19 protein-coding genes are annotated in these 19,804 nt (G+C 48.4%); 8 read left to right on the forward strand and 11 right to left on the reverse strand.

Features of this window, described 5'->3' with window-relative positions:
* Positions 1–310 precede the first annotated feature (310 nt).
* From ACFQZT_RS15620 to ACFQZT_RS15655, 8 genes are all read right to left on the reverse strand, one after another.
* Positions 311–1,789 carry a S8 family peptidase gene (locus tag ACFQZT_RS15620; RefSeq protein ID WP_379301414.1) on the reverse strand — a complete coding sequence of 493 codons (1,479 nt, stop codon included), beginning with the start codon at positions 1,787–1,789 and terminating at the stop codon, positions 311–313.
* A gap of 169 nt (positions 1,790–1,958) precedes the next feature.
* Complete coding sequence (locus ACFQZT_RS15625) at positions 1,959–2,963, reverse strand: C40 family peptidase (protein ID WP_379301416.1); 1,005 nt, start codon at positions 2,961–2,963, stop codon at positions 1,959–1,961.
* A gap of 509 nt (positions 2,964–3,472) precedes the next feature.
* Positions 3,473–4,690: a YCF48-related protein gene (locus tag ACFQZT_RS15630; RefSeq protein ID WP_379301418.1), complete on the reverse strand. Its 1,218-nt coding sequence runs from the start codon at positions 4,688–4,690 to the stop codon at positions 3,473–3,475.
* 94 nt (positions 4,691–4,784) lie between these two features.
* Positions 4,785–4,997, reverse strand: coding sequence for a CLC_0170 family protein (locus ACFQZT_RS15635; protein WP_379301420.1), 213 nt, complete (start codon positions 4,995–4,997; stop codon positions 4,785–4,787).
* 36 nt (positions 4,998–5,033) lie between these two features.
* Positions 5,034–6,266 carry a Ger(x)C family spore germination protein gene (locus ACFQZT_RS15640; protein WP_379301422.1) on the reverse strand — a complete coding sequence of 411 codons (1,233 nt, stop codon included), beginning with the start codon at positions 6,264–6,266 and terminating at the stop codon, positions 5,034–5,036.
* Positions 6,256–7,356 carry a GerAB/ArcD/ProY family transporter gene (locus ACFQZT_RS15645; RefSeq protein ID WP_379301424.1) on the reverse strand — a complete coding sequence of 367 codons (1,101 nt, stop codon included), beginning with the start codon at positions 7,354–7,356 and terminating at the stop codon, positions 6,256–6,258. The genes ACFQZT_RS15640 and ACFQZT_RS15645 overlap by 11 nt, the downstream gene beginning before the upstream one ends.
* The gene (locus tag ACFQZT_RS15650) at positions 7,304–9,016 is read right to left on the reverse strand and encodes a spore germination protein (RefSeq protein ID WP_379301426.1); all 1,713 of its coding nucleotides are present in this window, start codon (positions 9,014–9,016) and stop codon (positions 7,304–7,306) included. Before ACFQZT_RS15650 ends, ACFQZT_RS15645 begins: the two co-directional genes overlap by 53 nt.
* Before the next feature lie 143 nt (positions 9,017–9,159).
* A complete protein-coding gene (locus ACFQZT_RS15655; RefSeq protein WP_379301428.1) occupies positions 9,160–9,999 on the reverse strand; it encodes a helix-turn-helix transcriptional regulator in 840 nt (279 codons plus the stop codon).
* A gap of 142 nt (positions 10,000–10,141) precedes the next feature.
* Here ACFQZT_RS15655 and ACFQZT_RS15660 point away from each other — a divergent pair, with 142 nt between their 5' ends.
* The 8 genes from ACFQZT_RS15660 (at position 10,142) to ACFQZT_RS15695 (ending at position 16,692) form a co-directional block, all read left to right on the forward strand.
* Complete coding sequence (locus ACFQZT_RS15660) at positions 10,142–11,500, forward strand: MFS transporter (protein WP_379301430.1); 1,359 nt, start codon at positions 10,142–10,144, stop codon at positions 11,498–11,500.
* Between the two features lie 99 nt (positions 11,501–11,599).
* Entirely contained in the window at positions 11,600–12,589 is a 990-nt protein-coding gene (locus ACFQZT_RS15665) for a peptidoglycan DD-metalloendopeptidase family protein (protein WP_379301432.1), read from the forward strand.
* Entirely contained in the window at positions 12,589–13,032 is a 444-nt protein-coding gene (locus tag ACFQZT_RS15670) for a bactofilin family protein (protein ID WP_379301434.1), read from the forward strand. Before ACFQZT_RS15665 ends, ACFQZT_RS15670 begins: the two co-directional genes overlap by 1 nt.
* An 82-nt stretch (positions 13,033–13,114) precedes the next feature.
* Positions 13,115–13,279 (forward strand): hypothetical protein, encoded by a 165-nt coding sequence (locus tag ACFQZT_RS15675; protein WP_379301436.1) that lies wholly within the window; start codon positions 13,115–13,117, stop codon positions 13,277–13,279.
* A gap of 140 nt (positions 13,280–13,419) precedes the next feature.
* A complete protein-coding gene (locus ACFQZT_RS15680; protein ID WP_379301742.1) occupies positions 13,420–14,055 on the forward strand; it encodes a response regulator transcription factor in 636 nt (211 codons plus the stop codon).
* Positions 14,052–15,395, forward strand: coding sequence for a HAMP domain-containing sensor histidine kinase (locus tag ACFQZT_RS15685; protein ID WP_379301438.1), 1,344 nt, complete (start codon positions 14,052–14,054; stop codon positions 15,393–15,395). Before ACFQZT_RS15680 ends, ACFQZT_RS15685 begins: the two co-directional genes overlap by 4 nt.
* A gap of 101 nt (positions 15,396–15,496) precedes the next feature.
* Positions 15,497–16,171 carry a DUF3995 domain-containing protein gene (locus ACFQZT_RS15690; RefSeq protein ID WP_379301440.1) on the forward strand — a complete coding sequence of 225 codons (675 nt, stop codon included), beginning with the start codon at positions 15,497–15,499 and terminating at the stop codon, positions 16,169–16,171.
* A gap of 11 nt (positions 16,172–16,182) precedes the next feature.
* Positions 16,183–16,692 carry a hypothetical protein gene (locus tag ACFQZT_RS15695; RefSeq protein WP_379301442.1) on the forward strand — a complete coding sequence of 170 codons (510 nt, stop codon included), beginning with the start codon at positions 16,183–16,185 and terminating at the stop codon, positions 16,690–16,692.
* Positions 16,693–16,698: 6 nt separating this feature from the next.
* Here the strand turns inward: ACFQZT_RS15695 and ACFQZT_RS15700 are convergent, their stop codons facing one another.
* The 3 genes from ACFQZT_RS15700 to ACFQZT_RS15710 form a co-directional block, all read right to left on the reverse strand.
* Positions 16,699–17,628: a carbohydrate kinase family protein gene (locus ACFQZT_RS15700; protein ID WP_379301444.1), complete on the reverse strand. Its 930-nt coding sequence runs from the start codon at positions 17,626–17,628 to the stop codon at positions 16,699–16,701.
* Between the two features lie 4 nt (positions 17,629–17,632).
* Positions 17,633–18,652 (reverse strand): LacI family DNA-binding transcriptional regulator, encoded by a 1,020-nt coding sequence (locus ACFQZT_RS15705; protein ID WP_379301446.1) that lies wholly within the window; start codon positions 18,650–18,652, stop codon positions 17,633–17,635.
* Positions 18,653–18,816: 164 nt separating this feature from the next.
* Positions 18,817–19,665: a carbohydrate ABC transporter permease gene (locus ACFQZT_RS15710; protein ID WP_379301744.1), complete on the reverse strand. Its 849-nt coding sequence runs from the start codon at positions 19,663–19,665 to the stop codon at positions 18,817–18,819.
* Between the last annotated feature and the right edge of the window lie 139 nt (positions 19,666–19,804).

The following is a 19,804-nucleotide window of genomic DNA, read 5'->3' on the forward strand; positions in this document are numbered from 1 at the left end:
TCCATGTTCGCTTATTTGCTCCTGTGGTTCATCGGTAGTCTGTGGATGATGGTACCGCTCGACAGCGGTACCTTTCACGGCAAACTATTGGGCATCGACGTGAAACCGTATCGGGGAGTATGCATCTTTCGGCTTCACCGGTGCCTTGGGTAGGGTACTTTACGAATTGCGCATGTTTCACGAGCATTACCACGACATTACCATGCAATGGGTATAACAGTACCTGATGCGACCAGCGGTACGGGCAGCGGTGATCTGCCGAAATGAGAAAAAGAGTCTAGTCCTATGAATCAGGACTAGACTCTTCTTTTTATTTTTGCGTCAAAGCATTATAAAGATTCGCTTCTCCAGCGCCATATAGCTGGTCAGTTCCTTTTTTACCCCAATCTAATGCGGTTTTGCTGATCAGAGCTGCTACCTGTGAAGGCGTTAGCTCCGGATGTGCGGCTTTGATGACGCCGGCCACGCCCGCAACCTTAGGCGCCGCCATCGATGTGCCATGAAGCAATGCATAGCTGGTCAGGTTGGAAGTAAAGTAAGAAGGCAAATAAGTTGGCCAAGTGCTTAGTGTACGGTAATGGAAATCCCGTTGATTCAAATCTCTGGTCGCGTCGTACACCGGTCCATTGTCGCCACCGGGAGCGGCAACATCGATCGACCTGGTCCCATAATTCGAATAAAAGGCAATCTTATCCGTAGACCATTGATTGGAGGAGGATACGGTTATGACGCCCGGTGTTTGACCCGGAACTTCTCTCGCTGCCCCTTTAAAGCTGAAGCCAAGGTTGCCGTATTCCGCATTCATGTAATCCGTGATTTCAGTAGGATTGTTCAGATTCAACGATTCGTTGCCTGCTGCTACGACTACGGTAACATTTTTACTTATCGCGTATTGGACAGCGCGTTTGTAGATGAGCGCGTCGGCTATATCGCTATAGCTTCCTCCATCGAAGGTATAACGCGAAATGGCATCAAACCCGCCGATGGACATGTTGATAACATCCACATGGTCATTAGCCGCTTGTACGATGGCGGCGGCGATCCATGAGGTAGGCGCCCCCTGACCTTCCGGGAATACACGGTAAGAGCGAATGCCCAAATCCGGTCCGATCCCTTTCACTTTACCGTTCGCCGCGATGGATCCCGCAACGTGGGTTCCGTGTCCGTCCCTGTCGCGAATGTCCGCAGGATCACCGGTTTCGCTGGCATCTACGCCGGCAGGAACAAAGTTCTTTCCGCCAACCACATTGGCCTTCAGGTCGGGATGATTCGCGTCTATGCCTGAATCGATAATACCTACGATCGCTTTATGCTTGAGAGAACCGCCGCTTAAGCCTCCTCCCGTTTCAATCTTATATGTCGCTCCGTTGTTCGTTACTTGCTTGACATCCCATTGATAGTCCCAAAAGTTTGCCGCCGATTGCGGAATATCTGTCACCGGCTGCCCATCCGATGCGGCAGGATCCAGCCGCTTATAATCAAGTTTATGCACGAGTTCGAGGTTCGCTCCGCGAATGCCGGTCAGCTTTTGAACATTTGCCAAAAACGCAGCATTAGAAGATTCGACTTCGATAGAACTCAGCTCAGGCAGGATACGCAGTACTTTTCCTCCTGCGCCTGCAATGGAAGCCTCATAATCAGTAGGAATATTGCTCTGATAGGCGATCACGTACTTTTTGGCAGCCGAGGCTTCGGGTGGCGAAGCCGGTTTGGACAAGCCGACACTGCTGAAAAGCGTCGATGTGACAATGGCGGATGAGAGAAAAGCGACAGATAGTTTCGTTTTCATGGTACTCCTCCTCGGTATGGGATTACCTGGTAACTATTCGCGCTATCCCTAAAGATCCCCTTTGATAAAAAATGTCGAATTGAACAATGGTTAAAAAATCATACTTACGACCTACTTCCCTCGATATGCGGAATTGAGGGTGTCAGGCACCTGAATTAGCTGCAGCAGGTTAATTCAGAACCCGCTTCGCAGTAACGAAACGCCCCTTCCAGGCCCCGTCCAGTTCAGAGACCGTAACCCCGATTCCAGGCCGGAAGGTATGCAGCAAACGTCCATCGCCAAGGTACACCGCTACGTGCCCGATATGGTCGATGCCGCTTTGGGCTTTCCTTTTGGGTGTGGTAAAAAACACCAAATCGCCCTCACGCAGCTGATCCAGTGACACCGTCGTCCCTCGCTGGCTCTGCTGGCGGGAATCACGCGGCAGCGTTACCCCAACGCTTGCAAATATGTATTTCAAAAACGAAGAACAGTCGAAAGAATCCGTTTGGCCTGTCTTCGCACCGAATACATAAGGCGTTCCGAGGTAGCCCAGTCCTTTAACAATAAGATGGTCGGCATTGCGCTTCCAACTTGGTTCATTTTCATCCGAATCGGCAATCTGCTCAAATTGGTTCACGACTTGAGCGATTTCAGCATCGGTGATCCGCACCTTCTTCGTAGTTGGGACCGGGTCGTTGTCATCTACAATACCTCCGCCATCCGATGCAGAAGTCTGCTTGTACTCATTGTTGTCCGTTGCAGACGTATTGCTGTCTGCAGGACTAGATTGTTCTGTAGTCTCTGTCACTGGAGTAGGCGCAGCTTTCGATCCTGAGGATGTCGGTTCAGTCGCAGCCTTTTGGCCTACTGCGACAACCGGCTTAGCGCTTGATGATGACTGGGCGAATGCCGCCTGTGCCTCTGATTTGTCCGGGACAGACTTTGAATTGTTCTTCTCAGCGTCAGCTGAAGTTTGGGAAGCCTGCTTGCTCAGTTGCTCCATTATTTCCGCTGTGGAAGTAGCTCCTCCGGCAGGTGCAGCGGTCGACCCAGCTATCGCCGCTTGATCGGCAGTGTGGCCGTCGAGGGACAATGCTGCGGCAGACTTTGTATTCTCTCCGTAATAAATAATAGAGCCTATTAGTCCCGCAAGGACTATGGCAAGTGTTATCTTAAGTTTCTTCGCTTGCATGCTGGGCCTCCTCCTCTTGATGAGCAAGTATATCTATACCATTCTCATGCTCATCTTAAGGTTAGGGGGTAAGGCGAATGGTAGTTCATGGGTGACATGTACGGCAGCGACTCTCTAGGGATAATCGCATATGCAGCTTCCACAATAGCTGGAAATCCTCCCGTTATTAAATCGGATTTCACTCTATCATTCTCATTAACCGGAAAACCTCCCGTTAATTCCAGTACTTTCGGCTAAATACTGAAAAAATGGCTAAATTAGAGGGATGTTTTCCCGCTAAATGTCGCCAGCTTGGAATTAATGACCATTTAACTGGAGAATTTCCATGTAATCTGGCGGGCGGAGCTGGCACTGCGGAGCAGGCGCCGCGAAGCTGGCACTGCGAAGCTCGCACCGCGAAGCTGGCACTGCGAAGCTCGCACCGCGAAGCTGGCGCGCCCCCGCAGAGGCCGAAGCCTCTGCTTAAACCGACAAAAGCCTTACCGAGCCACGCCCGGTAAGGCTTCCCATCATTTCGGCGCATCGAAGGTATGCACCTTTTTCCAACCGTCACCACCCGTAGCGGTGGTGTACATCACAGATGGCTGCGAGTTGTCGTTCGTGATCAGCCATCCTTGGTTCGCATCCGCCATGGCCAGCAGCATGTCGCCAAAGCCGGTGAACGATTCCTTGCCGTTCACCCATGTTTTGCCGCCGTCCTTGGTCCAGCCGAGGGTGTTCGGTTTGTCGCAGGCGGGACACTGACCGCCCATGAACGCAACTTCCGGGCTCACCACGTAGAGAGGGCCTGGTTTTGAGCCGTTATTTTTATGAGCTTGCGTATCACCGTCAGGGACGCCGGGCGCCGGCCCGCCGCCTGCCGTGCTATTCGCGAGTACCGTCTGCCAATCCTTGCCTCCATTGGACGTATGGAACAATGAATAGGAAGTCTGGGTCATCCCCGAATCCCCGATAAGTTCGATCCATGCATCATTGGCACCGGCGGAACGGATGACCGCGTCAGTGGGCGGAGCTACCGTTTTGCGCGCCATGACCGCATGCCATGTTTTGCCCCCATCCTTCGTCCGTTCTACCTGGATCGTGTCGCCAACCTGCTTCACGCCCCAACCGTTTGCTTTATCATGGAAATAGGCAACTTTCCCCGTGATGCCGTCAGGAACTGGCAAGGAAGTCCAGCTTTTGCCGCCATCTACCGTCATGGCATTGCCGCTGAAGCCTTCCTGCTTCGTGACGAAGTGAAGGAACCCGGCATTCGGCACTTTACCGACGGCGGCCCAATGCTTTCCTCCATCCGTCGTGCCAAGCAGCTTGGCATCATCACCGACTACTGCCCACGCATCCTGCCCATTCAAAGCGAATAATTGTTTCACGTCACCCGCGCCCTCGTACTGGATCTGCCATTTGGCCCCTCCATCGGAGGTATGGGCAATCCAGCCCTTTCCTCCGATCCATCCTTGCTTGGCATCCGCCAACCTGGCAGCCGTTACCGGACTCATCGGAGCTTTCGAAGGTAATTCACTGGCCGTACCCGAACCGGTGCGGGTATCCGGCGTAGGTGTTGCTGTGGCTGTCGATGCAGGTGTCGTAGGCTGTGCGGCAGCAGTAGATTCCGCTTGCGGCGAATCCGTACTATTCGCCGTTCCACTTGTCGTTCCGGACGATTGCTGACATCCAGAGAGCACAAACAGGGAGAGCGCAATCGTTATCATTGATTTTTTTATGAACATAAGATTGTTACCTGTCCTTTCTCATTAATATCTTTATTCTTTGTATATCTCAATAGACGTAATAACCTCCAAAAAGTTGAGGAGCTAATCAAAACTACGAATAGAAAGTTCTGTAAATCCAATTTCCGACAAAAAGAACACCGCCCAAAGCGAGATTGAACCATCCCAAAATACGAGTTACCTTTGCCTCTTTTATCAGATTGCTGAGCTTGTAGCTCTTCAAATCAAAACGCAGCATAATAAACCCTGTCATCCACAACAACATAATCGTGAACTGAACGTAGCCAATAGATGTCCCTGAAGCCATCCAGGTTCCTCCATTCAATCGTGAATGGCCAATTTCTTAAGTCGCTTTCATGCCGACACGACGAATTTGTATTTGTACAGTAAGGTCGACCTTAATATCCCGATACATTTCCTGCCATTTTTCCTTCGTCTTAATATTTTGATCCCAATATTTCCACTGTCTTGCACGCACGTGTTCGCCAAAACCGAATATGTCAGATCCCTTCTTCTGCGTCCGATGGATTAAATCCAAAAACTCTTTCTCAGCGTCTTTCTCCAGCTGTTTTTCCATGGTTTGAATGATATCATGACTTAACACGACCTCTTCATTGGATTTCTCCCGTATATTCCCTTCCAGAAGGATTCTCACATTTATATGCGGTTGTCCATTCACGATATCGACTCGTGTTATCGCTTTTCGGCTTCTTCCGCTGTATTCCAAGTACTCCGACGTGCCTGGAATCTTAACGAACGCCTGTCCTCCAGACGGATTCATCCCCATGACAGACATATAAAAAATGATATCGACGGGTTTTGTCACTCCAACTAATTTATCGCCCCGGAAATAAGCAAAGCCATCGATCTCGATGTTGTCACGGCCTATATGTTCAGCATATGGCAAGTACCCCTCCTTACCTTTGGAAGACATGGAACTCCAGAAAATACCTAGAAAATCATTCGGAAACCGGCCCATTTTGACCGATTGGTCCATAGTTGTCATCAGGTATATAGTAGGTACCCGTTCCAGCTGAGGTGAGGCTTTCATAATGTCCATAGCGCTCCCTTTGGAGATAAACATCCAACTCATTCGCCGGATATCGGGATTACGGCGAAAGTAATCGTTTAAATTTTGCATTCCTTTTTTAGCTACCTTTTCGGAAACGACAATGATCCGCAAATGTCCAAAAAATAACGGAGGCGCTATGCGCTGCTGCAGACCTGTAAGCGCATCATCCATCGTATGACCTACGCCGGAAACGATCCACAACGTCTTGTTTCCTCCGGCACTTGACTCACCGCCTGCACCGGGACCTAAGGGAATACGTCCGGGAACGGCAACTTGCACGGTCAGACGAATCATCCCTTGCTCAGGTGGAGTCAGAGTGCCTGGCTTATGGGCAATCGATTCCTCTTTTTGCGCGGCACCGGGTTCTGCTTGATCAACCCCAATACCTAGAACAACAGCGCGTTCCTCGATTTCCTGTCGATCCCAGCACCCTGCAGTCACCATAAAAAGACTGACCAGCAGTACACCTTTTAAAAAGTTGGACATCCATCCTTTATTGATCATCAGTTGTCCCTCGCTGCTTGCGGATGGAAGCTACGATAAGGAGAAGCAAAGGATAGGCGATGGTGATGATGAGGCCATATTGACCAACAATTTGGATAACCTCATACATCTGCAAAATACTTTGAGGAAGCATCGCCATCACGAACAAAAAGGGCACTACAAACAGGGAGAGCATGCGATGATCCCGCAATCCGATTAATTTGCTTGCTAAGTGAATGGTGAGGTAATAACTGGAAAACAGGGTTGTAAATACAGCCGTTACCCACACCGCCAAGAAAGCTGCGTCCAGTCGTTCCAAAATGTTCCCTGGCAATGTCGTTGTTTTGGCTAACTCCAAAGTAGGCCACAATAATTGTTTTGTTTCCTCAGGGCCAAACACGCCTACAGCGGCTACTACAATGGTTATGTAAAGAGAACCTACGATAAACATACCCCAAAAACTGGCCTTCATCGCATTCTGTGGTCGACGCATAGCCGGAATGACTATCGCTTGTACAAAAGATCCTTGGAATAAAGCCGCGATGATCAACACGCCGCTCAGCATATTTCGCGGTGCATTACCCCAGAGCGGCAGCAAATAATCGGCATTCGCATTTTTCAAAGATAGAGAAACGATGAGTATGGCTGGCCCTAAGATAATAGGCAAATAGAGATGGTTAATGTAGGTAAATGTGGTCATATCATTACGTGCCGCCAGTGTCGCCAGCAGCAGCATGATGATGACCGTCACTTCAAGCGGTGTTTTCTTCAAGACGGACGTGATAACGACCTCTCCAAATTCCCTGGACGCCAAGGAAGCGAGAAGAGCGAAAAAGAGGATGACCACCCAACTGCCGATCCTCCCCGGCCATTTGCCCAAAATGACTTCGCTATATTGCGTCAATTGCTGTCTTGGAAATCTCATGCCTAATTTGGTTACGACCCATAGCCCGAACGAAGAAAGCAGCACGGCCAAGAATGTGACCAGAGGCGCTCCCGTATTTGCTGAGCGAACAGCAAATAGCGGAAGCGGAAGCACCCCTACACCAATGATCGTACTAATGAGAATCGCTGCCGCTTGAATCGTTGTGACTTGTCTGGGATACTCCATCGGACACCTCCCATTTGGTATTCCCTACTTTTAGAGGGTCTAAGGTATTGTGGGGCGATTCTTTGAGATTGTTCATCACACTGCCGTCTACACGATTCCGATTAGGTGTATGCAAAAGCGAGGGACGTTTCTTCATCCACCATAACGGCCCGCGGATGACCGTGTCTTTCATGCCTTCATAATTTCCCGGAACGATCGGACTCATATAAGGAACCCCAAAAGATTTCAAAGAAAGCACATGGTTTGCAATTAAAATCAATCCCACCATCACGCCGTAAAGACCAAACATTCCCGCAAAAAAAACGAGAGGAAAACGTAGCAATCTTAATGCTAACGCTGCATTGTAAGCCGGTGTTGCGAACGAACCAATGGTCGTCAAAGCAATGACAACAACGGTGATCGGGCTTACAAAGCCCGCAGACACCGCTGCTTGTCCAATAACCAGGACGCCCACGATCGATAGGGCACCACCGACCTGCTGCGGCAAGCGAAGAGTCGCTTCTCGAAGCACCTCCATGGACACATCCATCAGCAGCACTTCCACCACGGACGGAAACGGAACCCCCGCTCTACCTCCTGCTACCGCGACTGCGAACTTCGTTGGAATCAGCTCCGGATTGAATGAAATAACCGCTACATATAGGGAGGGAGTAACCAGAGAGAAGACAAGTGCCAGTAAGCGAGCCAAACGAATAAAGCTGACCATCAGAAAACGTTCCGCATAGTCTTCAGTCGTTTGATAGAACTGTGTGAACACCGACGGGGCAATAAGGGCAAAGGGAGAGCCGTCGACGAGAATAATGACTCTTCCTTCCAGCAGGTTAGCGACCGCTTTATCTGGCCGTTCGGTATTCTGGATCTGCGGGAATGGCGACAGATGGTTGTCTTCAATAAATTGCTCCAGGTAGCCGACATCCAGTACACCGTCGATATCAACCTCGGATATGCGTCTCTCGACTTCCTCCACAAGTGCATCGTTTGCAATGCCTTTGAGATAACAAACCGCTACACGGGATTTCGTCACCCGTCCGACTTCCTGAAACTTAAGCGTAAAATCCGTTGTCGGCAACCGGTAGCGCAGCAGTGCGATATTCGTGCCAAGCTGTTCTATGAAACCTTCGCGCGCCCCGCGAATAACCTGTTCGGTTTGTGGTTGATCGATCGCGCGTTTATCGACTTTGGTTGTTCCTATAATAAACGCTTCATCCATGCCATCGACAACGATAATCGTCTGTCCGCGTAAAACGACTTCAACGATAGCGGACAACTTATTTTCAAGCTTGCCCATACTGTGATAAAGCGTCTCGTATAAAATGACTTCCTTCAACCGGCTCAAGTCAAAATCGGTTGTTAAGAGATGAGCTGGCGCCGTCATCAATGGCCGCATGATGTCAGCATTAACCGCCTCTTGATCAATCATATTGAGGAAATACACCATGACAGCCTGATATTGCCCAAAAATACGAAATTTGCGAGTAATCAAATCATCGTTATCTCCGAGGACCGTTTGAATGAAGTTGATCGTGTCATCTAGGCTACCCGACAATTTATCGTTGCGGTGCTGCTCCAGAAAACTATCGGGTATGATTTTAGGCGTTTTTTCCTTTTCACGCTGATTAGTCGGTGCCGGCCTATATTTCATCCACTGCCAAACAGACATTCGAAATCACCTCGCTTGTCTCATGCTATACGCCCATCTAGTATGCCCCGCCATTTTTAAAGTCATGTATAATTTTCCATGTTTGCCGGTACGGCAAAAAGGCCAGCAGGCACAATGGCGCAGCTGACCGTATCGATCATTTATTATTTCGCTAGTAACTTTCTCATCTTATTTAAAGTATCATACTCATCTCTTGGCGTATTAACGGTAACTTGCAAATCAGGCGATTCATTAACCTGAAAGGTAATGTGGTTAAAAGACATTGGCCCTGCGATGGGATGATAGATGACTTTCTGGCCTTCCGGGTTATCCAGCACGTCATGAAGCTGCCACCATGCTCTAAATTCCGGGCTGATTTCCGAAAGATTGTGAATGAATTGGTTCCACCATTGATCCTCCGTATGTTTCCCGTAATGCGCCCGAAACTGGGCAAGACGGCGTCTAGCGTGGCTTTCCCAATGCTCTCCGCGCAGTTCCCGAATATAGGGCGATGTGAACGCTCGCCAAACCGTATTTTTCTCCATCTCCGGCATGTGGTTGTAATCTCCAAACACGGCACAGGCCGCATCATTCCACGCGACGACATCCCACCTGGCATTCGTAACAATGGCTAAAGTCGTACCCAATTGATCCAGAAAATCCTGCAAAGCCGGACTGACGATCGCTTGCTGTGAATGAGCGTCCGGCGGGATATGATGAAGCGCCAAAACATACAGGTGTTTTCTTTCATTATTGTTCAGCTGAAGCGCCCGCGCCAAGCTCTCCAATACTTGCGCAGATACCTGAATATCTCGCCCCTGCTCCAGCCACGTATACCAGTCTGCGCTGACTCCAGCGAGCATCGCCACTTCCGAACGCCTAAGCCCCGGCGTTCTTCGCCTGCTTCCACGTGGAAATCCTGCTTGCTCCGGGGAAATTCGCGCTCTTCTCGTTTGTAGAAATTGGGCAAGCTCCTTCAATCTTCCTTGATTACTGGTTTCCATTCCATCTATTCTCCATTTTTACCGTCTAGGGTTGATCATAGAACTTTTTCTCCTAGGATAAATGCCTTCCTAGCTCGGATATCCAAATAAACCTACAATGCCTCTATGATACCATCTTCAACATGAGAAAGGAGTTTTTTCATTGAGAAAAAAATCAGGTTTATTACTTCTAGGTGTATCCTTGGGATACTTCATGGTGCTGCTCGATACGACCATCGTCTCCGTAGCGCTGCCTTCCATTCAAGAAGAGCTGGGCGGCAGTCTCTCGAAGCTGGAGTGGATAACCAACGCCTATACATTAGTATTTGCAAGCTTGTTGCTGACCATGGGAAGCTTGAGCGATAAGCTTGGCGGTAAAAGGATGTACAGCATTGGCCTTGCCATCCTTGGCCTCGCTTCCGTTATCATGGTCGCCACCTCATCGGTTGGCGTCCTCATCGGCATGCGTGCTGTTCTTGGCATCGGCGCTGCTGCTTTGCTCCCTTCTTCGATGACCCTTCTCTCGCACGCTTTTCCGGTACCTGCTGAACGCGCTCGCGCGCTTGGTATCTGGGCCGGGGTAACAGGCGCTGCACTGGCGGCTGGCCCTGTCGTAGGCGGCATACTTATCGATGCGATAGGCTGGCGAAGCATTTTCTTGCTGAATGTACCCATCGCGTTGATCAGTTTTGGGTTAACGTGGACCTTGCTTAAGGAGACACCACGGCAGACACAGAAACATATCGACTTCCCGGGTCAGATAGCGGCAATGATCACGCTGGGATTCTTAACATTTGCTCTCATCGAGAGCCAGACGTTAGGCTGGAGCTCACTCGGGGTGCTTACTTCTCTTGGCATCGCTCTCCTTGCAGCCTGTATGTTTCTCTGGATTGAACTGCGTACCAGCCATCCTATGCTGCCCCTTCATCTGTTCCGTCAACGAACCTTATCTGCAGGACTGCTCGCAGGTATGCTTATTAATTTTGGATTTTCGGGCATTTTGTTTATCATGCCCCTATTCTTCCATCACGTTCTGGGATACACAGCTTCTCTTACCGGGCTTGCCTTCCTCCCTCTGACTGTTCCTACCGTGGTGGGTCCGATGATTTCCGGCAGAGTGGTTAGTCGGATCGGTTCGAGAATACCTATGTCCCTCGGTTTTATCGCCACATCTCTTGGGACATTCCTGCTAGCCGCAGCAAGCTCCAGCTATGCAGTCATGTTGATCGGTTTTGTGCTTATTGGAACCGGCGTTGCATTTACAATTCCACCGCTTGTCACCGCTACCCTCTCCGCTGCACCCCAAGGACAAGCCGGCATTGTCTCCGGGGCCCTGAATGCGAGCCGACAGCTTGGCGCCGTGTTAGGTATCGCGATTTTAGGGGCGATTTTGCAAGGAAATTCTTCTTATTCCAGAGGGTTTGAGCTGGATCTGATCATCATCGGCATTTTACTGTTGGTCGGCGCCTTGCTTTCTTATCGGTACATGGTCGGAGGCAGCAGACAAAATAAGGGGGTATGACGTTCATTATTGTCCAAATAAAGTAGTCATGACTCTACTTGCCCACGAATACAATCGAATCAAGGAGGGGGACTTTGTCACGGAAAGGAAGAGGATCGGTTGAAGTTCATCTGGGGTAAGAAGGAATTCACCTTAATGATCATTCCGGGCGCCAACCGCCGAACCGTAAGAATCAAGCTTCCACACAGCAGTTTATATGTTGTGCCCAGCGTGATCCTGCTCGTACTGGTTGGATTTTTTGTGACGATTTACTTGATGAACACCTACTTCCATCAGACCACGAACACGATGCAGCAATCGTTTGATGGACAAGAGCGCCAATTGGTTGATCAAATTACACTTAAAAATAGCGAACTCGAACAGCTTCAAAACAATTTGATTGACCTGTCCCAACAAGCCGGTGAATTCAAAGCCAAGCTCGAAGAAATCAAAAAGCTGGATCATGTCGTTCAACTGATGAGCCAAACAGACGGGACAAGCAAAAAATCCGCGGGTCCCACTACCGGAACCGGCTCTGGTGTCGGCGGCGCCGAAGTTCCCGTCACATCGCAGGAAGTTTCCCAGCTCGTTACCAACACAAAGCAAGGCCTAACCTCACTTGTCGGGGACATTAATGCGCTGCTCACGAATTTGACAGAATCCGAGGCGAAGCTGCAAGAAGCCGAGCGGCTTCGCAACATTACACCGACCCTTTGGCCCACCGTTACACACAGCATCACATCCGGATTCGGCATACGCAAAGACCCTTTCACGCAAAAGCCCACTATGCACACCGGACTAGACCTCGACGGCGAACTGAACGATTCCGTGTATGTAACGGCCGCAGGCAAAGTGGTGGAAGCCGGCTATGACGATCAGCATGGAAACCACATTATTGTCGATCATACGCGCGGGCTGCAGACCGAGTATATGCATCTGAATAAAATGCTCGTGAAACGCGGAGACTCAGTAACGAAAGGGCAAAAGATCGGCCTCATGGGAACGACGGGGCGAAGCACAGGTACCCATCTCCATTATGAAGTGCATAAGAACGGTGTCCAGATCGACCCCTCCCCTTATCTTATCCAGGATAGAAAGGATGACCGCTAATGCTTGGAAGCAGCAAATCCAAACCCATCAACGATAAGACGACAGACACCCTAATCGGCGGAAGTACGATCTGTGAAGGTAAAATCATGTCCGAAGCCAGCCTTCGCATCGAAGGCCAAATGAACGGCGACATCGAATGCGCGGGCGACATCACCATTGGCGAGAACGCCGTCGTGCAGTCCAACATCCACGCCCGTGATGTTATCATTGCCGGTAAAGTTAAAGGCAATGTCCATACCAAGGGCAAGCTCATTGTAACCAGCTCCGGCGTGCTGGTGGGCAACATTGATGTGCGCTCCTTCATCATTCAGGAGGGCGGAATTTTCCAAGGCAGCAGCTCTATGAATATGACGACGGCGGATCGAAGCAGCGGCAAGGTCATCGACGCCAAAGCCCATAAGCAGCAAAAGAGCGAGCAGCAAGCTGCTTCCGGCGGTAATTAGGGGTTGAACCTGACACAACGAGCTCATAAGGCTCGTTGTGTTTTTTTTGGATAGAGTATAATGAAAAAAAGGAGGAATCTCGATGAAAGAGCTCGTAGGACACTGTCAAGAATGTCAAAAGGAAATCTATTGCTTGGACGGCTTCCTGGATGGGATCGTGAGAGAGGATCAGTCGCTTATTTGCTTCGAATGCTTGGGTAAAGAACGGGATTCGTCTCTTGCTTTCTATTTCACCCGCGAAGATTAACTCCGTGCTCTTTTTTACGCGTGCATGCATCCTAAATATGGTAATATGGATAACATCTGATCTTATATGCTATATGATTTTAAGCGGAGGTAGAGCATTCCTTGAAAAAGAAGCTTTTATATATAGAAGACGATAAGGAAATGGGCACTTGGGTAAATGAAGATTTAACGGAAAGAGGCTATCATGTAACTTGGCTTACATCTGGAGATGGCGCAACCCCGCATATGGAAGAAACCGACCTGGTGATACTCGATATTATGCTTCCTGGACTGGATGGCTTTTCAGTCGGACAACGTTTGAAAAAGGGGTTCTCCAAGACCCCTATTTTAATGCTTTCCGCGAGATCGGCAATTGAGGATAAACTGCAGGGGCTTCAGTTTGCAGACGATTATATGACCAAACCTTTTCACCCTGATGAGCTGGCGGCAAGGGTTGAAGTGCTGCTCCGACGGTTTGAGAAAATATCCCCTCCGCTCATTGAACTCTCTCATCTGCACATCTTTTTAGATCAAAATGTCATTATGGATGCAAGGTCTAACCGTGAAGTTATACTGACGGCAAAGCAATTCCAAATTTTCATTTATCTACTTCGTCACCAAAATCAAATATTAACAAAGGAACAAATTTATGAAGCTGTTTGGGGCGATCCCTATATCGAAGGGGATAAAACCTTAATGGTACATATTCGTCATTTGCGAGAGAAAATTGAACAGGATCCGAACAATCCGCAAATTGTAGAAACGATCCGGGGAATCGGATACAGGGTGAAAGTATGAAATTACGTCATTCCCTGTTGACCAAGTATTTACTAATCGTAATTGCTGCTCTTGCTATATGGCCGCTTGTTTTGCCCCTCTATTACCTCCCTGGGCTACTCCTTGATAAAAATGCGGAGCAAAAATCAAAATACTATAATACCCAAAAATTGGAATACATGTGGCGAGATGAAGCGAAAAAGTTGAACGGCGCCTCCTCGGAGCAGGTAACCAATCAACTTCTTAGTTTAAAAGAACAATATTCTTTGGCGACAATGTTCTGGGTTGACGGGGCAGGAAAAACGAAGTTTAAGCTTTCCGACGATTCAGAGAGTATACCTGACGAATGGACATTTACAACGAATATGAAGTTTATTGAGAAAAGTGTCGGTAATGGCCCATTCACGATCATTTCTTTTATTGGAGGCGATCCTAACCAAGGCGTCATGGTTTTCCAGGTGCCGCTCTCCCTTACCAAGTCACCCAGCTTATCGCTTATTGATGACAGGTATTTACTGGTCTACGTCTTTTCTGTATTCGTTGTTTTTCTGTTTGTCTCCTGGTTGTTTTTCTCAAGTATTCGGAAGCGGCTCGTTCACCTCCAAAACGCAATGACGCTTGCGGATGAGACTGGAATTCCCGCCCCGATTGTCGTGAATAAACAAGATGAAATCGGAGAATTAGGATTGGCATTTAATCACATGACCGTCGAATTGAAAAACAGCAAGAAAAGGGAGCAAGAAGAGGAATCACTGCGCAAGGAACTCATTTCCAGCCTGTCTCACGATTTGCGCACCCCGCTCACCAATATTCAGGGTCATACGTATACACTGCAAAAAGAAAACTTATCTTCAAAAGGAATAGAATCGCTTCTTTTGATTGAAGACAAAGTGGCTGTACTGGACCAATTGCTGGAGAACCTTCTTTCCTTTACGTTATTATCTGCAGGAAAGTATACCTTGCGGAAAAAAATGACGGATATGATACGTTTAATCCGCACGTCTGCAGCCGGTTGGTACCCGGTATTTGAAAAGGAGAACTTTGAGGTCGATGTCCGGTTGCCGGAAACTTCGCTAATCTGGGATGTAGACCCGCAATGGTTCAACCGCATATTGGACAACCTTTTCCAAAATGTAATTAGACATGCGCAAAACGGTCGTTACTTGGGCATATACACAGAAGAACTTGCTGGAAGTACAGCAATTGTCATTGAAGACAAAGGGCCTGGTATGCAGGGAGTTTCTGATCGAAAAGGGGCCGGAATCGGCTTGTCCATCGTTTCGCTCATGCTTCAGGAAATGAATCTGAAATGGAAAATATCAAGTTCAGCGACTGGAACCCGCATTCATTTATATATTTAAACGAAATTTAAACAAGACCCTACCTTCATTTTAACCTTCGCCGGTTAGAGTGGATGTAGGGTTAATTTATGTAATAGATGCGAAATTGGAGGAGGATGGTTATGAATTTATTTGAACGGTTTACAAAAGCTTCGGTATGGCCTGCTTATGCAGGTTTCCTAATGGCGCTCTTTTATGCGATTTTCGTTCGTTTCTATGAAGCGGCAGGCGGTAAAATAGGCGGTGGGGAAAGTCAATTCAAAGATCCGATAGTTCTACAAGGGTTTTATATGGCCAGCTACATCGCTGGTGTCATCATCCTGATCTGCGGCTTTATCCTGCTCGCACTCGTTAAGCCGTGGGGAAAAGTTATTCCGGCGAACATCCCTTTGATAGGAGGAAAGCAGATCCACCGTCTGCTCATATTGATTCCCACCCTTGTTTGTACGGCTTTTTTACTTGCGCATGGAATGAGTGGGATCATAACAAAGTCCTTGTTTTTGTGTGGGATTATTACGATTCATTTCCCTAACTTGATCGGCGATCTCCGTCATATGGCTTTATGGGATCTCTTATTCTACGAGCCTTGGTTTGTGATCATGGGCATCTTGGCCGGCTTAACGGCTGCCCATTACGCTCAAGCGACCGGCGCTTCTCCTCGCACATTCAGACGGGGGACGGTCGTTTATTTGCTCCTCATTGTTCTTCTGACCACGCTTTTTGTACTGGCAATAAGTCGAAACTCAGCCAATTTCGATCAAGGTTTATTCGCCCAATTTAACTTTTTTCATAAGTAGAGGTGATTGAAATGAATGAAATTCAAATGAACAAGGAAAATAGAACAATGAATAATACAGGAAACAAATGGCTTTACTCAAAGCTATGGGGTTATACAGCAGCTGTAGTATTAATGCCTTATGCCGTTATGAAAACTTTATGGGCATTTGGAATCGCTCTGGGTTGGTCCGATAAAGGCGTTTCAGAACTGCACATTTCCATGAATTCGGGGAATCCCGTCATATATTTTCTTTATTCGTACGGGATCGATATCACCGCTATTCTTGCCTGCATAGCCTCACTGCTTGGGCTGTCACTAGTTCAATCCTGGGGGAGAAAGATCGATCGCCGGTTGATACTTTTGCCGGCTTGGCTAGGCGGTACGGCATTCACTTATTTTGGATCCGCTGGCTTGAATATTCTTCGTCATGCAGCAATCGGAGATATGCAGCTTTGGGTCTGCATCCTTGTATATGGCGGGTTTCTTCTATGGGGGATGACAACCATATTGGCCGCTGTATCTTTCCAAAATAGAAAATGAATGATCCTAGTCCTTATTTTGTCGGATAAAAGCTTCCATGTCTTCCCTGTCCGGCGTGCCGGTGCTGCCTCCGTAAGCTCCGACCGACAGAGCTCCGCAGGCATTGCCGTACAGCAGGCATGTTTCAACATTTTCGCCCGTTAAATACCCGTATATGTAGCCGGCATTAAAAGAATCGCCCGCTCCTGTCGTATCGACCACCTGAACCGAAAACCCCGGCTTATGCGTTTGCAAGTCATCCTTCATCGCAACGGCGCCTTTCGAACCGAGTTTGATGACAACATGGCTGCAATAGCCCGACATATAACTCAAGCTGTCATCTATATGCTCGAAGCCGGTATAATGATGTGCTTCGGTTTCGTTCATGAGGAAGACATCCACATGACGCATCAACTCGAATACCCCGGAATACCACTCTCCGGTATCATCCCAGCCAACGTCGCAAGACAGCGTGACGCCTGTCTCTTTCAACTTTTTGACCATTGTGACGAACTCATCATGATTGCGCCGTCCTCGATAACCGGTTATATGGACATGTCGGCCTAATGCTGCTTGGGCCAGATCCAGATCGCCTACTTGAAGCTCGCCGTTGGAACCCGCATATGTAATAAAGGAACGATCTTGCTCCGGATTAATCGCGATCGTGATCCCCGTTTGGCTCGTTTTACTGATCCGAATCATGCTGGTATCGATACCATATTGAGCGAACTGCTCCCGGATATAATGACCGTAGCCATCATTTCCAAGAACGCCGTCAAAGGCCACATGCAGCCCCAGCTTGGCTAATGAGATCGAGAATAATGCCGCTCCGCCGCCTACGTGCAGCATCATATTCTCAACAAAAATTTCCTGACCCGGTTGAGGAAGCTGGTTACAACCGACCACCACAAGATCTATATTGGCATCACCGATGACAACCGCATCAAATTTTTTCAATGTGCTACCCCTCTTTCCGATAAGCCCTGCAGCTGTCGCGGACGATCAGCTTGTGCTTCAAAATCAAATCTTCCCGCGGGGCATCCGCTTGTTCTGATATCAACTCGATCAACGTATTGACCGTAATTTTCCCCATTTCCTGGATAGGCTGCTCCATCGAGGACAACCGCGGACGAACCAGCTCCGTGAGCTGGCTTCCGTCGAATCCGATAACGGAGATATCGTCCGGTACTTTGAGCCGGTGGTCATGAATGCAGTTGATCGCTCCGACCGCCATATCGTCACTGACCGCAAAAACGGCAGTAGGACGAGGCTCGCAGGACAGAAGCTCCTTCATTAAAAGGTACCCGCTTTGCGTCTTATAGTCACCGAATCGGATATAATCGTACACGATTTTGATACGCTGATCCGTAAGGGCATTGCGATAGCCTACATAACGGTTTTGACCTGAAGTGACGTCGCGCATATCCCCGCCGATAAAAGCAATTCGCTCGTGCCCAAGCTCGATTAAATAGCGGGTAGCGTCATAAGCGGCCTCATAATCGTCAATAATGACGGATACGAATTTCTGATCTATGGGTCTTACGCTTGAGAAAATCACCGGAATATCCAGCTTATTGATAAAACTGCGAATTTCATCGCTTAATTTTTCATGCATAATAATAATGCCGTCAACGCGCATTTCTTTGAACACGTTTAAATATTTAAGCTCTTTATCCGTATCCTCGATAATGTTGCAAACCAGAAGATTGTAATCATTGATACTCGCCGTTTCTTCGATGCTGCTGAGTATCGTGGAATAGAAACTTGATGTAAGATCAGGAACAATGACGCCAATCAGGTTCGTCTTCTTCCGCACCAGACTCCTTGCGATATGGCTCGGCGCATAGCCTAGCTCATCAATCGCCTGCTTGACTCTGGCTTTCAGATCGTCCTTTACGTATTTTTCTCCGTTCAGCACCCTGGAGACGGTTGTCACGGATACGCCCGCTTTCTTGGCCACGTCCTTAATCTTCGGCGCCATGATCATCATCCTTCCTGCTTGTAACATTATCTCTTATGATTCGACAAAAAGCGGCTGAGAAAATGTTCCGAATCCGCCTTTTATACATTTTATCATACAATAGGATCGACCGAAGATCATAAATAATTTGCGTTCACAACTTCGTTACCGTTATGCCGCTGCATTTATTCTTTGACGGATCCGATCATCGCGCCCTTGGCGAAATATTTTTGAATAAAGGGATAAGCGCAAATAATCGGCGCCACGACGACGATGATCGTGGCCATCTTCAAGGAGTCCCCAGTAAGCTGCATGCGTTCCAGCATTTGAAACTGCGTCGAACCGGCTGCCTGCATAAGAGATTCCCGGATCGCATCTTGCTTGGTTAACATCTCCTGCAGCAGTGTGGATAAAGGTCTAAGAGAAGCGGTTCTGACATAAAAAGCTCCCGTAAACCAGTCATTCCAGTGACTTACTGCGGTAAAGAGAGAGATGGTTGCCAGTACAGGCTTGCTGAGCGGCAAAATGATCCGCATAAAAATGCCAAAATCATTGCAGCCGTCAAGCTTAGCCGATTCTTCCAGGCTGATGCTGATTTGCTGGAAGAACGTGCGCATGATGATCAGATTCCACGCACTATATAGCCCCGGAATCACATAGACCCAGATCGTATTGGTCAAATGCAGGTTTTTGAGCAGCATATAATATGGAATAATCCCGCCGGAAAAAAGCATCGTAAAGAAGACCATAAGCGTAAAAGGACGTACACCCGGCATCGTCTTGCTCTTTAACGCATAGGCAGCCATAGCTGATAAAAAGACGCCTGCCAAGGTCCCCAAGGCCGTCCGGAATATGGAAATGGCAAACGCTTTGCCAATATTGGCCGATGTAAACACTTCGCGATAATTTTCCAGCGTCCAAACCCGGGGCCAGAAGTAGATGCCTCCACGTTCTGCATCTTTGCCTGCATTGAAGGATAGTGCCAGTATATTCAGAAACGGCAGTACGATAGAGAGGCACAGGAGAATAATCATTGCATAATTAACGAACTTAAATATCTTTTCACCTGCTGAGAGCTTGTAAAATTCATTTACCACGTTAATCTCTCCCCGTGCTCAGAAGTGCGCCCCGCCAAGGGGGCCGCCTGCAAAGTCGCTTCTTCCCTTTGTCGGC

Source organism: Paenibacillus sp. GCM10027628 (genome assembly GCF_042676385.1).
In the GTDB taxonomy this organism is placed as follows: Bacteria; Bacillota; Bacilli; order Paenibacillales; family NBRC-103111; genus Paenibacillus_E.